We start from the raw sequence: 24264 nt of genomic DNA on the forward strand, positions 1-24264 counted from the left end.
CTATTGTCGCTTGTTCTGTATCAGGTCAAGATGTAGCAGTCAGATTTTGCTATAATTACTTCATCAAATAACACACCTAAAGACATCACTTCTCCAAACTTTTTTCTACTTTTATTATCGATATTTTTTACTGTATAGTGGGACAAAGTATTCTTATAGCGTTTTAGCTAAGATAAATATGAAATTAAAAGTAGGTTAAGATAGACGACCCATGTATTAAAAATTTTTGTTTAATTATCACTATACATTCAAACTTTCGAATTACTCTTTTATGATAAGGACTCCATTATGGACGACAATAAAGCCAAAGCACTTAAAGCGGCACTGGGTCAAATTGAAAAGCAATTTGGCAAAAATACCATCATGCATCTAGGTGACGACTCTGCCATTTTGGATGTTGATGTGGTATCAACAGGCTCATTAGGTCTAGACATTGCCCTTGGCATTGGTGGCCTACCAAAAGGCCGTATCGTTGAGATTTATGGCCCAGAAAGCTCTGGTAAAACTACCATGACGCTACAAGCTATTGCAGAATGCCAAAAGCAAGGTGGTATCTGTGCCTTTATTGATGCTGAGCATGCACTAGATCCAGTTTATGCGCGCAAGCTTGGCGTGAATACTGATGAACTATTGCTCTCTCAGCCTGATAATGGTGAGCAAGCGCTTGAAATCACTGACATGCTTGTGCGTTCTGGGGCGGTTGATATGATTGTTATTGATTCAGTTGCTGCCTTGACGCCGCGTGCAGAGATTGAGGGCGAGATGGGCGACTCACATATGGGTTTGCAAGCACGCTTGATGAGCCAAGCCTTACGTAAGATTACTGGTAATGCTAAACGCTCTAACTGTATGGTAGTATTTATTAACCAAATCCGTATGAAAATCGGTGTCATGTTTGGTAGCCCTGAGACCACAACAGGTGGTAACGCACTTAAGTTCTACGCCTCAGTGCGTATGGACATTCGTCGTATTGGTGCGGTTAAAAATGGTGATGAAATCATCGGCAACCAAACTCGGGTTAAAGTTATCAAAAATAAGATGGCACCGCCTTTCCGCCAAGCAGAGTTTGAAATCACTTATGGTGAAGGTACTAACCACTTAGCCGAAGTGATTGACTTGGGTGTTGAGATTGGTGCGGTTGGCAAAGCAGGCTCGTGGTATAGCTATGGCGATGAAAAAATCGGTCAAGGTAAAGCTAACTCTGTGCTGTTTTTGAAAGAGAACCCTGCTATTGCCAAAGAGATTGAAGATAAAATTCGTGACGAAAAGCTTGGATCAAAAAAAGAAGCAAAAGCAACGGACGCTAATGAAGCCGATGCAGAACTGGCCTCTGAACCTGTACAATAGCAGCTTAATCACTAATCATTATCAATAATCTTGATTTCTTATGAAAATTAAAACATTAGCCGAAATTCTAGCTGAATCGGAAGCCGATTCAGCTAGTACTCCTGTCTCTAAACCAAAAACATCCACTCAAAAGTATTTATCTAAAAAACCTGCCAAAATAAAACAATCTGTAGATAAATCAAAATATGCAAAATCTAGTCCTAGGCGCGCAGATCTTAAGGATGACGAGCCTTCTCAAACCTTTGATAACTCCGACAACGATACTACCTCATTTTTATCTCCTGACCATTCATCCAAATCTTCTAAGTCTAAATCGAAAAAGCGCTTTCATCCGGCTGCCAATTTTGAGCCTGAAGCTAATGAAAGACCTACTTACCAGCTTCCTACATCGCAAAGTATCAGAGAGATGCTAGCAGAAGTTAAACGTAACGTTCATGCTGACGCTATAGTCGATAAGTCCAATATAAAAGAATTTTCAGATATAGATAAAATTAGCGACGACAACACAATTAGTCGCACCGATGAGCACTTATCAGAGCCAGAAAAAGACTGTAGTGAAGTTAATCAAACGGACAACTTACCATCCGCGTTAAAAGCCTACCTACGTACACCTGAGCAGCGACAAGCAGAAGTAGATGCTATCAAAGCTGAAAGTCGCCTACGCTGGTTAGCGTTTTACTATTTATCGCGCCGCGAATATGGCAAAGCTGAATTAAAACAAAAACTACTCGATAAAGAGCAAGATCCTACCAAAATTGATGAACTACTCGATGAGTTTGAAGAGAAGGGTTATCAAAGTGATTACCGTACTACCTTGATGCTTATTCGGGAAAATATCCGTAAAGGTCGTGGACGTGGACGCATCAAACAAGAGTTCTATCGCAAAAAAATAGCCATACCTAGCAATATAGATGAGCTAATTGACATGGCAAATACAGAGTCTGATGAATTTAGCGAGTTCGTTGATGAGGATCCAGAAAGCTTAGTGGAAGGCGTCGACTGGCTAAAGCTTGCGGTAGCTGCACGTACCAAAAAATATGGAAACGACATCCCTATTGAGCAAAAAGACAAAGCACGCCAGCTGCGGTTTTTACAATATCGTGGATTTAAGAGTGATATCTGTTTTGCCGCGCTCAACTATACGTTAGAGACGTTAGATGAACGCTTTTAGCTAATTTTCTTGCAGATTGATTAGGTTAAAGTATTTAGAACGCAATGAATGAACCCTATTAATAATATGTACGCACGTTTAATAATAGCCGAGCACTTTCCACCAAACCAGACCTGCACCTATCCAAACGACTAAGTTAACCACACTCATTATCGCGCCAATACCCCACCACTCCCCTAATGTCACATAATCTGAGTTAAAGATAACTGGAGCGGTACCTGTCGCATAATGAGTCAAGGTCATCATGATGTTGCCTGCTGCCGCAAGTATTAACGCATATAACATTGGCGGTGCACCTAAGCTTAACCCTACTGCGTAAAAGGCTGCGAATAGCGCTGTAATATGAGCAGTAGTACTGGCAAAGAAATAATGGATATACAAATAAACCAAGGTCAAAATCGCTACTGCACCCATCCAACCAACCCCAGTCGTACCAATCATTGACTCGATGTTGCTAGAAAACCAGCTGATCAAACCAAGCTTATTTAGGTAAGACGCCATCATAATTAGCGCACCGAACCAAATAATAGTATCCCAAGCAGACTTTTCTTTGAGCACATCCTCCCACGTGAGTACACCAGTTAATATCAAAGTCGTCAATCCAATAAAAGCCGTCGTCGTGGCATCAACACTAAAGGCTTCACCGAATATAAGAGCAGGAATATTCGCCCACAGTATCAACATCAGTGCAAAGACACCAAGCATAATCTTTTCTTGCTTACTGATACTCCCCATTTCATCCAAATTTTCTGTAGCGAATTTTTTGGCGTTGGGTGTAACTTTTAAGTCAGGTGGATAAATGACATAAATGACCAGTGGCATCAATATTAAACATAGCATCCCAGGTACAAACATCGCCACTGCCCATGTTGTCCAAGACAGTTGAATGTCACCACCTGTTGCTTTGTTAACTAAATCTACGACCAGAGGGTTGGGTGCGGTTGCAGTAATAAACATGCCCGAAGTGATTGGGTTAGCATGATAATTCACCATTGCTAAATAACGGCCAATCTTTTTTTGAGTACCTTCTTCTGGAGTTGAATGGAAACTCTGCGCGATGGATTTCATAATAGGGTGAATAATACCGCCACCACGGGCAGTATTAGAGGGCGTAATAGGTGCAATCATTAACTCAGCTGCAGTTAGGGAATAAGCCACACCAATCGATTTTTTGCCGAAAATAGAGATAAAGTAATAAGCAATACGGCGTCCCAAACCAGTCTTAATCAATCCTCGCGATATCATTACCGCGATACCGATCAGCCAAATAAGCGGGCTTGAGTAGCTTGAGAGAGCATCACTGATTGCCTCTTTCGGGCTCTCATTAGTCACGCCAGTGACAGCCACTAATGTCACTGCAATAATGGCAATTGCGCCAATCGGTAAAACTTTACCAATAATGGCAACAATCGTAGCAATAAACAACGCCAGCATATGCCAAGCTTCAGGTGTAACGTCAGCAGGAACTGGAATAACGAACCAGATAATCAAGCCAACTAAGACGGCAATCGCGGCAGGAATAGGTTTAAATGGCATCATCAGCTCAACCTTATCACACGTATAGTAGGTAGTAATATCTTATTCATCAGCTTCAACAAAACCTAAAACTGTAAATAGATAAAAAAACATATAATGAAGCAGTCATTAACTAATTATATAGCTATGATATAACGATTAGACTAATGCTGCTTTATTGCTCACTTTTTTTAACATAACTATTTAATGTTAACAATGTCACTTAATGCTAAGAGTGCCACGAGTTTCTGATTATTAATTATTGGCCATAAAAAAAGAGTGCGTTATTAAACGCACTCTTTTTTAAACCAAAACATAGTGTACTGAAATTAAAAAATACTTGTCTTATTTCAGCGTACCAAGACGACTAGATAATTGACTAACAATCTGATCAATCTCTTGATTGGCTTCTGATTCATTGTCCAAATTGCCATGTGGCGTTAGCTGATTAAAGACTTCTGGCAGTAGCTCAGCCAGACCTTGGCGTACTTCTACATCATTGGCACCAGTATGCGCAGCGACTTGTTGAATTTCATTCTCGTCAAATAAACGACTGACATCATTAGGATCCAAGTTATCATTAAGTTCATGATTACTCATCCAAGAGCGTGCTTGATTGTCATAACCCATTCCTGTGACTTTAGACAATGCGCCGCTAAGTCCACCGTTACGTTGAATCCAGCTTAGTACCATAGGCATAAGAGCCGCCACTAGCATACCTTTACCACCGAAACCGCTTCTAGTACGCTGACTGCCTAATACGCTACCTAAGATATCACCTAAGCCGCCTGCACCAGAGCTCATACCACCGCGCTGATTGCCACCAGTCAAACCTCCTAAAATATCATCCAAACCAAAGCCATTACCTGGCTGTTTATCGTATTGTTGCGGATTATATTCACGTGTTTGATTGCGACTACCTGTTAATACCCCACCTAAAATATCACCAAGACCACCAGTACGACGCGGATTAATATTCTGATTGACTGGGTTGCGTTTAGAATCTTCTGGATCCATAGCACTACGGGCGACTTGTGTAATTAAATTTCCTAATAAACTCATAGTATTATCCTCTTATTATTTATAATCGTATTGTCATACCTGACATCAGAGCTGTTAAAAGCATAATCTGACCTGCTATCTAATATAACAAACCGTTTTAACTAGCAGGATAGGTATTTTGTTATAACGCGTAGGACTTCGTTAGAGAATAATGAAACATTGAATATAAAAAATTTATACAATCATATTACCCATGTAAATTTTGCCTGAAACAGACAACTTTAAACAATTTTTTCACCTGATATATTCGCTAAAATATTTAGCTGTCGCCATTCATTACGACTGACTTGATCACGAAAAACGGTCACTGTCAGAGTGCGCTTAAAAGGCTCGACAGTCATAAATTCAAAAGTTATCAACCAATGATAACGATGTATATTATTAAGCTCAGCCAGCCATAGCTCATCGCCGCGGCCAGTACGCATAAGTAATTGCCAATCCTGACTCACTTGCTTATACAAAGGTGGCTGACTCAAATGTAACAATATTGGACGTGATAAAGCCAAATAGCTTACTACTACTGCACTGACAACCAGTATCACAACATCTTGCCACAATGATAATTCGGCAAGCCATAATAGTAATACCAGCGCACTTAGCAATCCGACATATATGAGCGCACGAAGATAACTGCTAGAATTAACAGCAGTATCAATACGTAACGGATTGGTTTGCGACGGAGCCATAGCGTTGTCAAGCATAAGAGAGAACCAGATTTTTATAGTGAATCTTTAGCATGGCGCCATGTCTTAATTTTATTTACTAATGTCCATATCGCTTCGTTTTCTGGACGAGCTTGATTGGTAAAGTAATCCAGTAAATCTGGGTCTTCATGAGTAAGCATTTGCGCAAAAGCCTCTTGCTCAGCAGGCGCTGCTGTCAAGTAAAGCTCTTTAACGTAAGGATCAATATAGAAATCTAACTCTTTTAATCCACGGCGTGCTTGATAAATAATACGGCGCTGTTCGTTAGTTGGTTCTGGTTGGGTTATTGCTGTCATAGGTACAGTCTCAATTAAAGATATATTTAAATAGAAGTTTGATTTTTAATCATCGAATAATAATTATGATAGTTAGGCTTTATGCTGATTATGAGTGGATAACTGTTTCCACAATGCCACTGCCTGCTGCATCATTGGCACATTATGGGTACGAATAATGCTTGCGCCTTGTTGCAAAGCCAGCAAGCCAGCGGCAGTCCCTACTGCATCACGATCAGATGCTTTAGTCTCTGCGATCATATTGACTCCGCTATTGGCCAATACTTCTGCTAAAAAACGCTTGCGCGAAACACCAAACATCATTGGTAACCCAAGTATTTGCAAGCTATCAAGCTGTGTTAATAAGGCGCAGTGATGGTCATAGTTTTTAGCGAAACCAAAGCCTGGGTCAATAATTATCTTATCACGCTTCACGCCAAAGCTTGTTACCTCATCGATACGAGCGGCTAACTCAGCAATGACATCGCTAACTACATTATTATACTGCGCTAAATGATTCATGGTTGTCGGCTCACCACGCATATGCATAAGCATGACTGGTATATCAAGTTTGACCGCCATAGCTACTGCACCCTCGCGCTTGAGAGCACGCACATCATTCCAAATGTCTGCACCTGCTTCAAACGCAGTCTCTATAACTGCAGGATTACTAGTATCAATAGATAGCCAAACTGCATCGCCAAGATGTTGTCTGATGGCTTTGACAACTGGCACCACGCGCTGTACTTCTTCAATAGTATCAACGGCATCCGCATTTGGACGTGTAGATTCGCCCCCAATATCGATAATAGTCGCTCCTGCCTCCAGCATTTCTTGACAGTGTGCAACGGCTTTATCAATGGCATTGAATTGTCCACCATCCGAGAATGAGTCAGGTGTTACATTCAAAATGCCCATTATATGTGGTTGAGATAAATCTAAAACTTTATTGCCACTAGACAGAGTATAAGCTGGTAAAGGGAGGAACAATGCCATAATTAATCCATTATTAATAATTGTTTTATAAATAAATATGCTTTGCTAAATGATCGGTCTCAGTTATGTTCTACAAGAAGATAAATACCGAAGCAAATAAATTTAGCTCATCATACCAGTAAATTTATACCAATAAAAAAGCCCTTTAAGAAAAAGGGCTTTTGCATAAATTATTGAATGACTTTTAACTTTACATCGCTGGCAATGGTGGTGGAGTTAAACCCGTTGGCTTAATATTACCTTTTGCGAGATTGACTTCATGTTGGTAAACTTTTGGTGGACGTGGATCTTCACCTGCTAGGATATCCTGCAACTGATCACGGTCAATCGTTTCCCATTTCATTAAGGCATCAACCATTGCATGCATTTTATCTTGATTACCTTCGATCAGCTCACGAGCAATATCATACTGCTCTTCTAACATCCGGCGTACTTCTTCATCAACTTTTTGCTGCGTCGCTTCTGAGATAGTACGGTTACTAGAACCGAAATATCCTTGCGAGCTATCATCATCTTCATACACCATAATACCAAGGGCATCAGACATACCATACTTAGTAACCATGGCGCGCGCCATTTTAGTTGCACGCTCAAAGTCGTTAGAAGCGCCTGTCGACTGCTGATTAATAAATACTTCTTCAGCAATACGACCACCGAATAATATAGCGATATCGCTTAGCATTTTTGACTTATACATACTAGTTTGATCGTGCTCAGGCAATTGCCAAGTCACACCAAGCGCAAAACCACGCGGCATAATAGTCACTTTATGCACAGGATCCGTACCTGGCAATAGCTCAGCGACCAATGCATGGCCCGCCTCATGATAAGCAGTTGCACGGCGCTCTTCTTCGCGTATCACCATTGATTTACGCTCAGGACCCATGTACAACTTATCTTTAGCATCTTCAAAATCATTCATGTCGACGCTAGTTTTATTACGACGTGCTGCAAACAATGCTGCTTCGTTTACAAGGTTAGCAAGCTGTGCGCCACTGAATCCAGGAGTACCACGAGCAAGTGCATTGGCATCAACACCGATAGTATTCGGTAGTTTTCTCAAATGCACTTTTAAAATTTGCTCACGGCCTTTAATATCTGGCAAGCCTACTTGCACCTGACGGTCAAAACGACCCGGACGCAACAATGCTTTATCGAGAACATCTGCACGGTTAGTCGCAGCGATGACAATAACGCCTTCATTACCTTCAAAACCATCCATCTCGACCAGCAACTGGTTAAGCGTCTGTTCACGCTCGTCATTACCGCCGCCCATACCAGAGCCACGATGGCGACCGACTGCATCAATCTCATCAATAAAGATGATACAAGGCGCACTTTTCTTGGCTTGTTCAAACATGTCACGTACACGAGATGCACCGACACCGACGAACATCTCAACAAAATCAGAACCTGAAATTGAGAAGAACGGTACTTTAGCTTCACCAGCAATGGCTCGTGCTAGCAACGTTTTACCAGTACCAGGAGGACCTACCATCAAAATACCACGTGGAATCGTCGCACCAAGCTTGGTAAACTTATCGGGATCACGTAAGAACTCGACAACTTCCACCACTTCTTCTTTGGCTTCTTCACAACCAGCAACGTCTTCGAAGTTGACGTTGATTTGGTCTTCAGTCAGCATTTTAGCTTTAGATTTACCAAAGCTCATTGGACCGCCGCCCTTACCGCCAGCGCCCCCTTGCATGTTACGCATGAAGAACAAGAACAGACCAATAATCAATAGGATTGGGAAACTGGCTATTAACAATTGCATTAACACGCTTTGACGTTTAGGCGCAGTCCCTTGGACTTCGACTTGGTTCTCACGCAATAGTGGCATTAGCTGCTCATCAGTCACAGCTGGCCTAATGGTCTCAAAAGATGAGCCATTTTTCTTCTCGCCGATGATTTGCTCGCCGTCAATCTCAACACTGGCTACTTGGTTTTCGGACACTGCGGTCACAAACTCAGAGTAGTTAAGGTTATCTGGCTCAGATGATTGATCAAAGCCACTAAACACCAGCACCAAAACGCCGATTACCACCAGCCACAATAAGGTATTTTTTACCATGTCGCTCACTAGTTATTCCCATCCCTTACTTATTGGTGTGTTTACTAAACACGTGACGCCCATATATAAATGTAATATAAATTCATCATACATTATCAGACGACTTTGCTTGAAACAAAACAAAGTTAATATATTATGATATGTGGTTTTAACCTGCACAATTCAAGCGAAAGCTGCGTTTATTCAGTTAACAATTGTAGCGGTTTTCGCACCTTATATGACGTACTTTATAAAGTTAATAATAGACTATTTATTAGCTACAACCTATTGAAACAACAAGTTATTTTATTGCTATCCAGAACATCTCTTTTGATCGTGGTCTAGATGCTGCAGGCTTCATACTACGAATCTTACTAAATTTAGACTGCATCTGCTTGCGTAATTCTTGTGAGCCCTCACCTTGAAACACTTTCATAATAAGCGCGCCACCTTCTGGTAAGGTATCCAAAGCAAAGTCTACAGCCAGCTCGCATAAGTACATCATTCGGGGTTGATCAATAGAACTATTCCCTGCTGTGTTAGGTGCCATATCAGACAATACCACATCTACTTGCTTGCCACCGACCTCAGCCATGATTTTGTCAAAAACTTCTGCTTCTCTAAAGTCGCCTTGAATAAACTTCACATCTGCTAAAGCATCCATAGGCAAGATATCAGACGCAATTAAAGTACCTCGTTCACCAACTAGTTTAATTGCAACCTGTGACCAACTGCCAGGAGCACTGCCTAAATCTACTACAGTCATACCAGGAGATATCAATTTGGCTTTATCGTTTATCTCAAGCAACTTATAAGCAGCACGTGCACGGTAGCCATCTTTTTGTGCTTGTTTCACATAATAGTCGTCAATATGCTCTTTCATCCAAGCACTACTACTTTTTGACAAACCTTTATTCTCAATACGCGTGGCCAAAATACCTGCTCCTATTACTTTACAACGTGACAACGTGACAACGTGACAACGTGACAACGTGACAACGTGACAACTTACCAATGTACAACTATTTAAATTTATATTTATATTTTTTATATTCGACAGTATTTACCTGTAGTGGGGTTTAAGCATTAAATCTGCAATGCCTATTTTACTTTTAAGACTGCCTATTTAGAATAAATCTATGATAGTTAATAAAATTAATAGCATTAGTAATGATTTAACAGCTTTATGACTCAGCAGCGTCTATAATGCGGCAAGTTAATCAGTTTAACATTTTCATCACGTAAAATCGTGCAAAATACTGATGATTTCATGCAAGATGGTCACAGATTATTTATAATGAATATTAACTTTTTTAATAACATTGTTTTAATGATATTGTTTAAATAACATTGCTTCTTATTTATTATGACTCGTTATAACAACGCAACTATTTTAAGACTGTCTTTTATTTTTACTAGAATTTAGGAATACTATGCAACTCGATAACGCTACGATTAAACGCTTAAAAGGTATTGGTCATGAGCTCAAACCTGTCGTTATGATCGGTAATAATGGCATTACTCCTGCCATCACTGAAGAGATTGACCGTGCTTTGACTGATCATGAACTTATTAAAGTAAAACTACCTGCTGGTAGTAAACATGACCGCGACTTGGTCAGTACGGAACTTGCTACTGCTGCTAAGGCTGAGGTGATTCATACTATTGGACGTATGGCATTATTACTACGCCAGAATCCAAATGCCAACCCTAAGTTGTCAAACCTAGTACGCCATGCTCAATAGCAAATGAGCAATGAATGATATTGGTTAAACCCATACAACGGTTATAATTATAAAAGCCGCGACGCATCATTGCTCGCGGCTTTTATGTTATCTCTCACTTAATATATTCTATATTGAAAATCTCTGTTAGGTCACTTTTGTCATGAGTCAGCTATTCAACCTAAAACTTGCAACCGAAAATCTATTTACAGATGCAAAGCAGATTGGTGTACCCATTGATCAGCTCCTGCAAATTCGAATTAGCGTAAGTGCTTCAATCATTTATCAGCCCAAGCGACAACTTTGGCTGAGTTATCAAGTTCAGCTGCCATCACCTACCTTAGCTGCGCAACTAGATTGGCCCGCATGGCAACAAACACAGGTCAGTTTCAATGATTACTTGTGGGAGCAGACTTGCTTGGAGTGTTTTATTAGTAGTAAAGCTATTGGTGATAACGAAACGACCAGCTATATCGAAATCAACGCCAGCCCCAATGGGCAATATGCACTGTATAAGTTTAACGACTATCGCACTCCATCGACGCTACCTCCAGAAGCATTACTACAATCAGATAGCAAGACAAAGGCTCATATCATTTGGAAAGACAACTTTTCAGGCCAACAGATAAAAAGCGTAATTGGTCTGAAACCATCTCTTAGACTGGCAAGTCTCGCTATAGATTTAACTGCTGCTAAATTTATTCCATACTATCAGTATCAACGTAGCTTTGGATTGTATTTAGAACAAATATCATCTGACTATTCCAATTCTGAATTGCCTGCTGATATTGGTATCGCGCTGCTACATCCTTGCGTAATTCTACGTTTTGATAAAACCAATTTATACTTCGCATCGGCTCATGCTGCCCCGCCCGACTTTCATCAGCAGTATCATTGGTCAAAACTGGATTACCAAGCTGCACTGTCTAAATCAACGTTGTCTTAAATGAGCTTTATAATTATTAGACGACCTTATCAGACAGCTAAAAACAGATGTTTTTGATTGCAGTTTAACAAGTATAAGAATAAACATAAAAAAACTCAGTAATGTCATAAAGAGCATTACTGAGTTAGGAGAAAACGGTCAATTTTTAGCTTACGGCTACTTAATCAGACTTTATTTGTCAGCCATAGCAAGGTAGATACCACGATCTGAAGCATCATCAACGTACTGCGAATCACGCCATGTAGTATAGTTATGAACGCCGCTGTATGGGCTAATACTGTTCTGACGGAAATCAGAAACCCATCCTGAACCGTCAAAAATTTGGATATGGCCATGCGGACGTTGTGAGCTGCGATCATAGACTACGACATCACCTACTTGTGGCGGCATGTCATTGCTGATTTTGGTAAAACCTGCGTTAGCAAGTGTGCCGCGAGAGGCATACTGATAAGCTGAAGGATTAGGCGTAAATTCGTAACCAGCTGACTGTAAAGCTTTACGTACATAACGGGCACAATATCCAGAGCTTCTAGACAAAGCAACTCGTGACGCACGAGCAGCGGCGATAGCAGGAGCTGAGTTACTATCTGGTACTCTGCTACTAGCTTGCTGCTGACGCTCATATGATAAGCGATTGGTTAACGATGCTAACTGATATTCTTTTTGTTTGGCATGAGCACTTAAATTGTCGATAGCTTGACTGATTTCATCATTGCTAAAGACATGGGCGCCACTATTGGTGCTATAGACGTTGCGACTAGAACCATAGTTTTGAGAAACTGAAATATTTGTGATGGTATGACTCAAGGTATTATTTGGTTGAAAGGTGGTTTCGGCAGCACCACTCGTTTGTGCTAAACCCATTCCCAGTACTGACAAAATTAATAAAGCTTGTTTCATAAATTTACTACCTATTTGTTAATACAAGATTGCTCGTCATCCGTGACAAAGCATTAATTGATTTAGAGGATGTACCATTGAATAACCATGATAAAATCCTTAGTACAGCAGCTAACTATTCAGTCTATGACGATTAACACAGGCATTATTGCCAGTTTGGTTATTCGCCTCTTAAACAGCTCGCTTTATATTCTATATATACTGATATTAGGCATATTTATTTTATAAATCGGCTTTTATCACCTAATTGATGAGTAAACACGATGTCAAAAAAACAGCCTAATCGTCTTGCTGAGCTTATCGACCATCAAGCATTTGCTGGTAGCGCACTACCTCAAACACTAGCTGATAATATGCGTCTTTATACACAAGTAACCAATGAGATAAAAACGCTATTGGTAGACTGTCTACCTGAAGAAATACTTAATACCTGCTGGGTTGTAGGTCTGAGCTCTGAGCAATTAACACTAAGCGTAGCCTCAGTTACTGCAGCCAATCATATTCGATACTTACAACATGCATATCTACAAGTACTGACAACGCAGTCAATTACATTTCAACAACTTAAGAAGATTCGCGTAGTAGTATCGAAAACCAATACTAATAATTCATCGTATAAAGAAAAATTATCATCACTAACTAATAATCTTAAACATGATAAAGCCAATGAAAATCAGGCTCTTAGCCAAAACACAAAGCGGACTATAGCACAGGCTGCAAAGCATGTCACCACTGATGAAAAGCTCAAAAAAGCACTTTTACGACTAGCAAATGAGTAAAATTTCGCATCTTACAATGTAATCTTATGTAAATAAAAACAGAAAATCGACATGGTAACGCTGCATTTTTGTAATTCTATAAACAAAAAAAATCATCTGTCAGCTCTATCCCTATTAAGGATTTGACTAGCAGATGATTTTTTTACTGTCCAAAGCTTTTATATTGTCTAGGCTAGAGCCTAGTTATTAAAAAATATGAAAGTATATATTTTTCAATGTGATTATAATTTGAACGTTGATATTCCCAAAATATGTAATCTTACGTAAATGTTGCGATACTTCGTGTATATTCCTGTATTCATCCTTCAACAGTTAGACCTGTTAGAGGTAAATATTCGATAGGACAGGTTACATTGTCATCAAAAGTTACAATTTCAAAGTTATTTGCATCTGATAAGATTTCACGTACTAACATATTGTTTAAGGCGTGTCCTGATTTATAGGCATTAAAACGACCTATAATAGGATATCCAATCAAATATAAATCGCCTAAAGCATCTAAAATCTTATGGCGAACGAACTCATCAGCAAAGCGTAACCCACCAGCATTTAATATACGAGCATCATCAATGACAATCGCATTGTCCATACTACCGCCCAACGCTAAGTTGTTTTGTCTTAACGTCTCAATATCCTGTAAAAATCCAAAAGTACGCGCCTCACTTAATTGCTCGATGAAATTTTGTGTTGAAAAGTTAAGTTGAGCATGTTGAAAGTCTTTATCGAAAGCTGGATGATCAAAATCAATCTCAAAATTTAATTCAAATCCTTCATAAGGACGCAGTTCTGCCCACTTATCATCAACATCGACACGAACTGGTCGGACAATACGCAGAAACTTCTTTAACTCATCTTGTTCAGTGAAGCCTGCTTGCAATAGTAAGCCCACAAAAGGTGAGGCACTACCATCCATAATCGGAATTTCGCTCGCAGATACTCTTATTAACAGGTTATCTATACCAAGTCCTGCTATTGCACTTAATAAATGCTCAACCGTACCGACGCGCGTACCACCAAATACAAGATTTGATGACATCATGGTATCTTGTACTAAAAAAGCACTAGCTGGAATCGGCTCACTACCCTCAATATCTGAGCGCTCAAAAACCACTCCAGTGTTAACAGGTTGTGGATGAAACTCTAAATCAACAGGCTCGCCACTGTGCAGACCGATACCTGTAATAGCTATAGCTGTTTTTATGGTTCGTTGATTCATGGCTGCTTTCTCACATATTTTGTTACAATTGCCATAGTGTACCACTAGCTCCTATCAATTCGCTATAGTCAAAAATCAGTAATTTACTCATTTCTATGATTGACCCAGCTTATGATGAACTGTTTTTCATTATTAACTTATTAATGACTTGCCTAATTAACACCAATTTTTTAGCTAAAACTATGTTAAAACCTTTTAAATATCTACTATTAACAGATTATAAATACAAAAAAGCCAGCGTTGCTACGCTGGCTTTCTATGAAACTGACATTATTTTTAACAATTTATTAAAACTTTATGATCTAAAAACCGTCGTAAAAAGCATACAATATATTAATATTAGTGCAACTTAAAACAGTTTAATTATTTATTCTGCTGACGTTTAAGATAGTCTTGAATACTGTTAGTTTTGGTCTGTGGTTGCTCTTGAGCAGGTGCAGAACGTGCTCCAGTATCTTGATACGCTTGGTTTTGCGAATGCTTTTGACTGTTCAAAGCACTGGTATGCAGATTGGGATCTACTGGTTGCGTGCTGGTCACAGAAGGCACGGGTTGTTGAACTTTAGGTGCTTCACTTACCTTTTCATCCAACGTCAAACCTGTTGCGATAACCGTAACATGTAAATCATCGCCCATCTCTTCATCAACAACGGAACCATAGAAAATGTTCGCTTCATCAGTATCTGTGATACCTTCCACAATTTCACTGATCTGACTGAATTCATCTAATGATAGAGTTTCTGAAGAGATAACGTTGACTAATAAGCCTTTGGCATTTTCTAAGCATAGATCATCTAACAACGGTGACTTGATTGCCTTTTCAGTGGCTTGACGCGCACGATCATCACCACTAGCACGCCCGACACCCATCATAGCGTGACCTTTAGCTGTCATCGCAGTACGAATATCATTGAAGTCAATGTTAACAAGACCGGAGCGCGCAATAGTTTCAGCAATACCCTGCACTGCATGCAATAACACATCATCCGCTTTTTTAAACGCGTCTTTCATTGAAATATTACCATAGACACTCATAAGCTTGTCATTAGGAATAGTAATGATAGAATCAACGAAGTTTGTCAATTGCTCAATGCCTGCTTTAGCAGATTTGTTACGCTTGCCGCCTTCAAACTTAAATGGTGTCGTAACGACCGCAACGGTCAAAACTTCCATCTCTTTCGCGATACGCGCAATGACAGGAGCTGCACCAGTACCTGTACCACCACCCATGCCAGCAGTAATGAATACCATATCTGAGTTTTCAAGCAAAGTTCGAATCGCTTCCTCTTCGCTTTCTGCAGCTTCACGCCCAACTTCTGGGTTAGCACCAGCACCTAAGCCACGATTACTCTTCGCACCAAGCTGCAATTTATGCGGTACTGTCAGGCGATCAAGGGCTTGTCTATCAGTATTGGCACAAATAAACGTCACGCCTTTGATACCTTGCTGTACCATATGTTCGACTGCATTACCGCCACCGCCGCCAACACCGAATACGGTAAAACGAGCTTGGCCATTATTTTGAGGCTGGTTATCATCTGGCATGGTGTATTTTGACATAAAAAAGATTCTCCAGTTGCAGATAGCGTGATGGTCGATACGTGGTAACGCACTCGCATAAAGTACTATCGACTTACTATATATAAATGCATACAAATAAAATAAGATAATAAAGCTGAGGCTTAGTTGATACGTGTCAAACCTCTATCTAAATGCGCTACGCTAATAATATGGTCTCGCAGTACTACAGTATTTTGTCAAATAAACGTATTAATCGTTAGATTGAGATAGCGCACTTCAAAGACGATTACAAACGTTTATGCTTTTAAATACTTTATTCTAAATACTCTAAAGTATTTTTTTAAGAACACTAGTGAAACGATGGCCGACACTTTGGAAAGTACCTTTTATTCGGCCCTGTTTAATAGCGTCAGGTTCACTTTGCTCACTGTGACGAAACTGCTCACTTTGACTATAGAGTAAAGTTCCGAATGCAGTTTGATAAGCACGATCATTCACCTGTATATTCAGCTGCTTAAATGACTCTTCATTATCAAAATGATTATAAGCACTGATAGCCGGATGTGTGTTAGACAGCACCACTGGCATTTTTAACAGTCTTTTGGCAAAAGGTATCATACCTTTAATGGTACTACCACCACCAGTAAGTACAATACCGCGATCGATATAACTTAACAGATCTGCCTCATGTAACTGTCGAATGACTTCAGTAAATATCTGTACATAACGCGCTTCAATAATGCGTGCTAGATTATAAAGACTGACATTGACCTCGTCACCTGTACCTTGCGGTTTAAAAATAAAAAACGAGCTTGGATCCATACTATTTATATCGACTGTACCATGTGATTTTTTGAGCTTTTCGGCTTCTATCATAGAAATACCGATATCAGCTGAAATATCCATTGTTACTTCATGGCTACCACTTGCGATACAATGAGTAAAAATAAGCTTATTTTCTTTATACACGCAAATACTAGTAGTACTTGCGCCTATATCTACTAGGCAAACACCTTGTTGGCGTTCTTCACCCATTAAACTATATTCGGCGCTCGTTACTGCATCAAAAACAATATGATCGATACCAACATCACACCCTTGCAGCAGCTTTTGTATATTTTGACGGCTAGAGACCGGCATCATCATCATGTGATACATGACTGTGATGTTTTTTGCAATCATCTCAATAGCATCATCAACCATTGCTTCTTGCTCATCAATATAAATACCTTGCTGACAGCAGTGCATCAAATAATAATCAGACGGCAAATCTTGCGATTTAGCATTGGATAATGCTTGTACCATATCTTTAGCACGTACAGTCTCTTCCTCGACCGCTACATTACCGACACTGTTTTTGCTAGACAATTCAGGAGTAGCTAAGGTCAACCATACACTATGTACACGGCAGTTCGCTGTATCTTCAGCATCTTGAATGGCTTGTTTGATGGCACCTTGCAAGCGTTCACGATGTTTGATTTGACCTTGATAAAAATCGCTATTTTTAACTTGCCCAACACCCATAATACGTATGTCTTTTGCAGACACAACGCTGCCGATCACGACATAGACTGCAGTGGCACTCAGATGGACAACAACCAGATTTTCAGTATTTTTCATGGTACCAAACAAATTATCGCTAAACAGGAGACTACATGACGTCTCCATTAAATCATTAGAACAGTACTATTTTGAATTTATACATCATCTATAGCACAAAGACGGCAAAACTGTTGTACAGGTAAGACTAGTTTACGTTACAGGTTGAGCTACCACTGGTTCTACTTGTGGCACTTCAGTCTTCCATGCAACGGTAAAACCGTTCTTATATCTTAAATCTACCGACTGCATATTCTCACGGCGGTCACTTAATTGATTGCTTAAAAGCTGGCTTAAATTAAGTAACTTTTGCGCGGTATTTTCGTTATCGACAATAACCCTTAGACCATTATCGAAACGTACTAACCAAGTCATACGCGGTGTTAGAATGATATCCTCAACTCGCATATCAAGCGGTGCATACCAATCATTAATCTGCTGCATTTGCTGCATAATAACAGGCGCTTGGTTCATCTCACCTTGCAACGTAGCAAATTTTGGCTTGGTTAACTCTTCGCTGTCTGCTGGCACGAATACTGCACCTTGAGCATCGACTAAACGTTCTGTACCAAAATTGGCTACTGCCTGCTTAGGTAATGCTGTGATGACGATACCACGCTGCCAATCTCGAGTCACACTGATCTGATCGACCCAAGCAAGTCCCATTGCAATATCTCGTAACGCCTGCAAGTCAGTTGTAAAAAAACTACTTACTGTTTGCTGACTCATAGTCTGTTGCAAAGCTTGATATTGAGCAGTGGTCAAATCTTGTGTATTGACATGAATAGCAGCTGGCGGTGCATCACGTAGAGCCTTACCACCCATCATTAATATTAATAACAATAGCCCTACTACAAGAGTCATAAAAAAATACTTAACCCAAGTAGGTACTTGCAAGCTGGATCTCGGGCGACGGGCGTCATCACTCATCAAGTCAGTTGTTCCATTGACAGTTTGAGCCATAACCGCGTTTGCCCCTATACCTTGTATATATTTTAGCTTATTAAATATTTCGATTAAATAACTACTGTTTTGCTATGACCGTTTTGCTATAAAAGCCATCAAACTTTAATGCTTTGTCTCTCAATACACGATAAACGCCTAAAATGAGATAAATATCACCAACATAGGGTAATCATTACAATATTAACGTATTTTGATGGTAAACAATAGCCTAACCCATGCTGTAACTAGCGATTTTACACAAGTTTACAGGAAGCTGTGTTATAGCAGGGCTAGCGATACAATCTTAGGATGCATTATATCCGTTTTGTTCAATATAGCACTAAAAATATTAGCAATTTATCTTAATAAATAGTACTAAACTCTATTTATTGTAAAGTAGCAGCGATAAGCTCTCTAACACGATACTAAAAGACAATCTCTAATGAATAGTTTCTCTCTATTAAAGTGTTTGTGCCAGTATGTGCCAGCATAAGGTATCAAAGTCCATACCTCGTGCTTTAGCTGCCATCGGGACTAAGCTATGACTGGTCATACCAGGTACCGTATTGATTTCAAGTAACCAAAAATTGCCAGCTTCATCTTGCATAGCATCGACACGTCCCCAGCCTTTTGCATTAACGGCACGGAACGCAGCAAGGCTCAGGTCTTGCAAATGTTTTTCATCACTACTACTGAGTCCACAAGGAATATAATAGCCAGTATCATTGCGATTATATTTAGCTTCAAAATCGTAAAAGTTAGTGATATCAGCAGGCTCTAAACGAATAACTGGATAGGCTTCATCATCAATAATAACAATTGTAAACTCACGACCCGTAATCCAGCGTTCAGCCATTACTACATCGCCACACTGTACTGCCGTTGCATAGGCCGCAGGCAACTCGTCAAGATGGTTGACCTTAGTCATGCCAATACTTGAACCTTCATGTACAGGTTTAATAATTAAAGGTAAACCCAACATATTCACCACTTGCTGCCAGTCAGTATCAGCTGTCAACAATGAAAATGGTGCCGTTGATAACCCGCAACCCTGCCACAACTGCTTAGTACGAACTTTATCCATGCCCAGCGCTGACGCTAAAATCCCTGAACCTGTTTGCGGAATATCAAACCATTGCAACACGCCTTGTAGCAAACCATCTTCGCCGCCGCGACCATGTAACACGTTAAACACGCGATCATAGTCACGAAGCTCAGTAATGTCTTGATGTTTAGGATCAAAATGAGTGGCATCGACGCCTTGGTTTTGTAGCGCTTGCAATACAGCGGCCCCACTGTCCAATGACACGCTGCGCTCATTGCTACTGCCACCATAAACGACAGCCACCTTACCAAACTCACTCGCATCTTTCACTTTGCTAGGAGCGACAGTTAATAGTGTGTCTTGCTTTAGCTGGTTATTTTCCATAGTATCTTTCTCTGCTTGCGCAGCTGCTGCTAAAGCAGACTCTGGATTAGTAATAAGCGTCGTATTCTCGGCATCATTTATGGCTTCGTTGAGGTTTTTTGCATTTTCTTGATTGTTAATAGACATGTAGATAGTTCCTAAAATTCTTCTAGCTTACTGGATATAGAGATTGTTTGCAGCCAAGTCGATGGATATCTGGCCCACATTACCGGCACCTTGAGTGATAAGCATGTCATTTGCTTTTAATAAGCGTTGCATGACAGGCGCTAGATTGTCCTTATCAATAATCGTTGGTTCAACTTCGCCACGCAAGCGAATACTGCGTGCTAATGACTTAGTATCAGCACCTGCAATCGGGCTTTCGCCTGCTGAATATACTTCTAATAATAATAGCTCATCAACGCTTGAGAGTACTTCGACGAAATCATCATAGCAGTCACGCGTACGGCTATAACGATGCGGCTGAAACAGCATCACTAGACGACGATCAGGAAAACTCTGGCGAGCCGCTTTGATAGTGGCATCGACTTCTTTTGGATGGTGACCATAATCATCAATCAACAAAACATTACCCTCATCAATATCCACAGAGGCATGCTGCTCAAAGCGACGACCGACCCCTTCGAATTTCTGCAGTGCGCGCTTAATCGCTTCGTCATCGACGCCTTCATCGGTTGCCATGGTAATAGCAGCAAGGGCGTTATAGACGTTATGCGTACCAGGGATATTTAATGTCAAGCGTAGCGGCTCACGGTCGCGGCGCAATACGGTAAAGTGAGTCTTAGTACCCTCAGTAACCAAGTCAATTGCCTGTACATCGTTAAACGGCTCAAGACCAAAAGTCAGTACGGGACGGCCAATATCATCAATCATCGCATACAGCTCAGGGTCATCACCGCACACCACAGCCAAGCCATAAAACGGCATATTTTGTAAAAACTGAATGTAAGCAGCTTTTAGTTTATCGAAGCTGTTTTCATAGGTCTCCATATGGTCTTGGTCGATATTGGTGACAATCGCGGCCATTGGATGCAATGACAAAAACGACGCATCAGACTCGTCTGCTTCAGCAACCAAATAACGACTACTGCCAAGCGCGGCATTTTTCCCTGAGGCATTTAGCTTACCGCCAATCACGTAGGTCGGATCGAGCTGTCCTTCTGCCATCATAGTAGTCAGCAAACTAGTCGTTGTGGTCTTGCCATGTGCGCCAGCAACGGCAATACCATGACGATAACGCATTAACTCGCCTAGCATATCAGCGCGTCGAACCACTGGCAGACGCGCTTCTAGTGCTGCTTTTACTTCAGGATTGCTGCGGTCAATCGCTGACGATACGACGATGACATCCGCATTGGCAATATTTTTGGAATCATGACCAATCGATATTTCGATACCAATTTGCTCTAGACGTCGAGTAATCACGCTATCAGCGATGTCAGAACCGCTAACTTGATAGCCTTGATTATTCATAACCTCAGCGATACCGCACATACCTGAACCGCCAATACCGATAAAATGCAAATGCTGAATACGGCGCATTTCTGGTATTTCAATCAAACGCTTAGGTAGAGCTTTCGCAGAGGTAGACATAAGGATTTCTCTTTATTAAAGGCTAATAAAATATGATGAATTAAAAAACTTAGTTACGGAAAACAATCAGTCATGAAAGCAAAGGCTTATGATATAAGCTACAACGCTTGCCAAATGATATCAGCAACTTGCTTACTGGCACTACGATTAGCAAGGGCGTGACCTTTCTTTGCCATCTCCAAGCAAGTATGACGATCAAGTGCTGCAAGCTCATCACTCAAACGCTGCGGTGTCAACTCAGACTGCGGTAATAAAATCGCAGCATCGTGTGACGTCAAGGTGCGCGCATTCGCAGTTTGATGATCATCTACCGCATGCGGTAGCGGCACAAAAATCGCAGCGATACCGACATTTTGAATTTCAGTAACCGTCAAGGCACCAGCTCGGCAAACGATAATATCTGCCCAATTATATGCCGCTGCCATATCATCAATAAATGGCTGCACTACAAACTTATGAGCGCCTAAGTCCTCACTATCATAAGCCGCTTGTGTAGCGCCCTCGTTATTACGCCCGCATTGATGACGCACTTCAAAAGGACGGTCTATTAACGAAAGTGCTTTAGGTACGGTGTCGTTTAATACTTGCGCGCCAAGCGAGCCACCAACCACCAACAATTTAAGCGCTGAACTGTCATTAATGTCATAACGCTCAGTCGGTTCATCCACACCCGTAATAGCGTTACGTACTGGATTACCAACGGTTTCAAGCTTAGCATCCTGTTCACTATTAGCAAAAGTATGCTCAAACGCCTGCATTACCTTAGTAGAAATCTTAGCCAAATAACGATTGCTCATACCGGCAATAGCATTTTGCTCATGGATAATTAGAGGCGTATTAGTCATACGCGCAGCAATACCACCAGGCGCAGTTACGTAACCACCAAAACCTACTACCATATCAATCTGATTGCTACGGATAATTTTAACTGCTGCCATCGTCGCTGATAGCAAGGTAAAGGGTAATTTGACTACACGCCCTATGCCTTTGCCGCGTAACCCTTGCATCGCAATAGGATGAAAAGCGTAACCAGTTGGCTTAACCAAGCCATTTTCCATACCATTCGGCGTACCTAGCCAGTGAATAACGGCACCGCGTTGGGTCAATTCCTCAGCAACTGCCAGTGCTGGGAATACATGTCCACCAGTACCAGCGGCCATCATCAATATATGCGGTGTCTTCATTAACGCCTGCCTTTCTTATCTGTACTAAAATGAATATTAAGTAGTAGCCACTGATATATTGATAGAAGTGATTCACTCTGAAGGCACATACACAAAAGCCCGCATAGTATAGAGGAATCTATGCTCATTTATACAGCATTTTATCGCTTAAATAATGGGTTAAATGGCTATAATATTAAACAATAAAAATGAGAGATATCAAAAAACTAATAACCTCTCATCTCCAAAATATAACCCTTAAAATACAATCCTTAACAACGAGCTTCTATCGCTATCATAAATTCTGTCGCAATATCAGTACCACATTGATCATCAATCTCACGTACGCAAGTCGGACTGGTCACGTTAATCTCCGTAATCCGTCCACCGATTAAGTCTAAGCCGACGAACATTAGGCCTTTTTCTTTGACGATTGGGGCGACTACTTCTGCCACTTGGCGTTCAATATCGGTAAGCGGCATGGCCACTCCGCTACCACCAGCAGCTAGATTACCACGGGTTTCGCCTTTGGTAGGAATACGTGCCAAGCTGTAATCGATTACCACTCCATCGACGATTAACACACGCTTATCACCCTCTTTAATCTCTGGTAAATAACGCTGTGCCATAATTGGCAAGGTTTCAAGCTCAGTTAATATTTCTAGTGTCACCCCGATGTTTGGGCTATCAGCGGTCAGACGGAAAATGCCCGTGCCGCCCATGCCGTCTAATGGCTTGACAATGACATCTTGTTGCTCAGTGATAAATTTGCGAATATGTGCTTGTTTGCTGGTCACAATCGTTGGGCTCATATAATCGCTAAACCAAGTGGCAAATAACTTCTCATTACAGTCGCGAATCGCTTGTGGGTCATTGACCACTAGCACGCCTGCCGCTTTAGCATGATCAAGCATATAGGTCGCATAAATAAAGCGCATGTCAAACGGCGGATCTTTACGCATCAAAATCACGTTATAGTCGCTGACCGGACCTGTCGCCTTATCACCTAACGTATAGAAATTTTCAGGGTCACGCTTTACCGTCACTGGCTGCGTATCGACCATCAATTGCCCACGATCCAACCAAAGATCATGAATCTGACAATAGCCAAGCGTGTGACCACGGTCTTGTGCGGCCCACATCATTGCCAAAGTGGTGTCTTTTTTATAATTAACCTGTTCGATAGGATCCATGATGACGAGTATTTTTAAAGATTTTTTTTGATTTTCTTGGCTCATGATAAGGCTCACTTACGTTATATTATGAATAGGCAGTTATAGGAAATTACAGGCACTTATTTATAGGCAAGTATTCATAAGCACCTGC

Annotated in this window: 21 protein-coding genes; 5 read left to right on the top strand and 16 right to left on the bottom strand. The window is 40.8% G+C overall.

Annotated elements, in window-relative coordinates; genetic code table 11:
• The first annotated feature begins 288 nt into the window (after positions 1-288).
• A complete protein-coding gene (gene recA / locus AK825_RS11515; protein ID WP_068037536.1) occupies positions 289-1347 on the top strand; it encodes a recombinase RecA in 1059 nt (352 codons plus the stop codon).
• Between the two features lie 40 nt (positions 1348-1387).
• Entirely contained in the window at positions 1388-2518 is a 1131-nt protein-coding gene (locus tag AK825_RS11520; RefSeq protein WP_068037539.1) for a regulatory protein RecX, read from the top strand.
• A 78-nt stretch (positions 2519-2596) separates the two neighbouring features.
• On the opposite strand, the gene AK825_RS11525 is transcribed toward AK825_RS11520, so the two are convergent.
• The 7 genes from AK825_RS11525 to AK825_RS11555 all read right to left on the bottom strand — a co-directional run bounded on the left by AK825_RS11525 (position 2597) and on the right by AK825_RS11555 (position 10057).
• Complete coding sequence (locus tag AK825_RS11525; protein WP_068039401.1) at positions 2597-4054, bottom strand: anion permease; 1458 nt, start codon at positions 4052-4054, stop codon at positions 2597-2599.
• Positions 4055-4378: 324 nt separating this feature from the next.
• Positions 4379-5095 carry a YidB family protein gene (locus tag AK825_RS11530; protein WP_068037542.1) on the bottom strand — a complete coding sequence of 239 codons (717 nt, stop codon included), beginning with the start codon at positions 5093-5095 and terminating at the stop codon, positions 4379-4381.
• Between the two features lie 221 nt (positions 5096-5316).
• The gene (locus AK825_RS11535) at positions 5317-5796 is read right to left on the bottom strand and encodes a hypothetical protein (RefSeq protein ID WP_227514065.1); all 480 of its coding nucleotides are present in this window, start codon (positions 5794-5796) and stop codon (positions 5317-5319) included.
• A gap of 17 nt (positions 5797-5813) precedes the next feature.
• Entirely contained in the window at positions 5814-6095 is a 282-nt protein-coding gene (locus tag AK825_RS11540; RefSeq protein WP_068037546.1) for a succinate dehydrogenase assembly factor 2, read from the bottom strand.
• A gap of 72 nt (positions 6096-6167) precedes the next feature.
• On the bottom strand, positions 6168-7070 hold the full coding sequence (gene folP, locus AK825_RS11545) for a dihydropteroate synthase (RefSeq protein ID WP_068037549.1): 903 nt from the start codon (positions 7068-7070) through the stop codon (positions 6168-6170).
• A gap of 190 nt (positions 7071-7260) precedes the next feature.
• Positions 7261-9153: an ATP-dependent zinc metalloprotease FtsH gene (gene ftsH, locus AK825_RS11550; protein WP_068037551.1), complete on the bottom strand. Its 1893-nt coding sequence runs from the start codon at positions 9151-9153 to the stop codon at positions 7261-7263.
• Between the two features lie 271 nt (positions 9154-9424).
• A complete protein-coding gene (locus AK825_RS11555) occupies positions 9425-10057 on the bottom strand; it encodes an RlmE family RNA methyltransferase (RefSeq protein ID WP_068037556.1) in 633 nt (210 codons plus the stop codon).
• Between the two features lie 499 nt (positions 10058-10556).
• Here AK825_RS11555 and AK825_RS11560 point away from each other — a divergent pair, with 499 nt between their 5' ends.
• Complete coding sequence (locus AK825_RS11560; protein ID WP_068037559.1) at positions 10557-10868, top strand: YhbY family RNA-binding protein; 312 nt, start codon at positions 10557-10559, stop codon at positions 10866-10868.
• Between the two features lie 142 nt (positions 10869-11010).
• Positions 11011-11793 (top strand): hypothetical protein, encoded by a 783-nt coding sequence (locus AK825_RS11565; protein WP_068037562.1) that lies wholly within the window; start codon positions 11011-11013, stop codon positions 11791-11793.
• 171 nt (positions 11794-11964) lie between these two features.
• Here AK825_RS11565 and AK825_RS11570 read toward each other — a convergent pair whose 3' ends face one another.
• Complete coding sequence (locus AK825_RS11570) at positions 11965-12693, bottom strand: CHAP domain-containing protein (protein ID WP_068037565.1); 729 nt, start codon at positions 12691-12693, stop codon at positions 11965-11967.
• A gap of 263 nt (positions 12694-12956) precedes the next feature.
• Here AK825_RS11570 and AK825_RS11575 point away from each other — a divergent pair, with 263 nt between their 5' ends.
• On the top strand, positions 12957-13472 hold the full coding sequence (locus tag AK825_RS11575) for a hypothetical protein (RefSeq protein WP_068037567.1): 516 nt from the start codon (positions 12957-12959) through the stop codon (positions 13470-13472).
• Between the two features lie 298 nt (positions 13473-13770).
• On the opposite strand, the gene lpxC is transcribed toward AK825_RS11575, so the two are convergent.
• From lpxC to gshB, 8 genes are all read right to left on the bottom strand, one after another.
• On the bottom strand, positions 13771-14688 hold the full coding sequence (lpxC, locus tag AK825_RS11580) for a UDP-3-O-acyl-N-acetylglucosamine deacetylase (protein WP_068039407.1): 918 nt from the start codon (positions 14686-14688) through the stop codon (positions 13771-13773).
• A 363-nt stretch (positions 14689-15051) separates the two neighbouring features.
• On the bottom strand, positions 15052-16248 hold the full coding sequence (gene ftsZ, locus AK825_RS11590) for a cell division protein FtsZ (RefSeq protein WP_068037572.1): 1197 nt from the start codon (positions 16246-16248) through the stop codon (positions 15052-15054).
• Between the two features lie 288 nt (positions 16249-16536).
• Positions 16537-17829: a cell division protein FtsA gene (gene ftsA / locus AK825_RS11595; protein ID WP_203226476.1), complete on the bottom strand. Its 1293-nt coding sequence runs from the start codon at positions 17827-17829 to the stop codon at positions 16537-16539.
• Between the two features lie 132 nt (positions 17830-17961).
• Entirely contained in the window at positions 17962-18771 is an 810-nt protein-coding gene (locus AK825_RS11600; protein WP_068037577.1) for a cell division protein FtsQ/DivIB, read from the bottom strand.
• Between the two features lie 442 nt (positions 18772-19213).
• A complete protein-coding gene (locus tag AK825_RS11605; protein ID WP_068039411.1) occupies positions 19214-20128 on the bottom strand; it encodes a D-alanine--D-alanine ligase in 915 nt (304 codons plus the stop codon).
• A 207-nt stretch (positions 20129-20335) separates the two neighbouring features.
• Positions 20336-21775, bottom strand: coding sequence for a UDP-N-acetylmuramate--L-alanine ligase (gene murC, locus AK825_RS11610; RefSeq protein ID WP_068037579.1), 1440 nt, complete (start codon positions 21773-21775; stop codon positions 20336-20338).
• 98 nt (positions 21776-21873) lie between these two features.
• A complete protein-coding gene (gene murG, locus AK825_RS11615; RefSeq protein ID WP_068037581.1) occupies positions 21874-22959 on the bottom strand; it encodes an undecaprenyldiphospho-muramoylpentapeptide beta-N-acetylglucosaminyltransferase in 1086 nt (361 codons plus the stop codon).
• A 251-nt stretch (positions 22960-23210) separates the two neighbouring features.
• A complete protein-coding gene (gene gshB, locus AK825_RS11620) occupies positions 23211-24176 on the bottom strand; it encodes a glutathione synthase (protein WP_068037584.1) in 966 nt (321 codons plus the stop codon).
• Positions 24177-24264: the final 88 nt, after the last annotated feature.

Source organism: Psychrobacter sp. P11G5, assembly GCF_001593305.1.
Classification (GTDB): domain Bacteria; phylum Pseudomonadota; class Gammaproteobacteria; order Pseudomonadales; family Moraxellaceae; genus Psychrobacter.